The sequence below is a fragment of the Pseudomonas sp. SIMBA_067 genome, assembly GCF_046534675.1.
Lineage (GTDB): Bacteria > Pseudomonadota > Gammaproteobacteria > Pseudomonadales > Pseudomonadaceae > Aquipseudomonas > Aquipseudomonas putida.
This window is the reverse complement of the sequence record NZ_JAWRYH010000392.1, coordinates 1-274: the sequence shown is the minus strand read 5'-3', so window position 1 is coordinate 274 and position 274 is coordinate 1. Positions and strand designations below refer to the sequence as shown.

General features: G+C 58.0%; 1 protein-coding gene. It reads left to right on the top strand.

Annotation, left to right across the window (positions count from 1 at the left end; genetic code table 11):
* A partial coding sequence (locus tag SB765_RS29580) for an aldehyde dehydrogenase family protein (RefSeq protein ID WP_410932485.1) occupies positions 1–274 on the top strand: 274 nt, incomplete at both ends.

Here is a 274-nt window from a genome sequence, read left to right as displayed (position 1 = left end):
CAACATTACATTAATGGCGAATTTGTAGCCCATCAGGGTGACCGGTGGATTGAAGTGATCAATCCGTCCATGGAGGCGTTGCTGTCCCGTATTCCCCAGGGCAGTCGTCAGGATGCCAGCCTTGCTATCAGCGCCGCAGAAGTGGCTCAGCCTGGATGGGAAGCGCTGCCTGCAGTAGAGCGCGGCGTCTGGCTGCACAAAATTGCCACCGCCATCCGCCAGCGTGAGCCTGAACTGACGGCAACCATTGTGGCTGAGGGTGGAAAAACCCAGG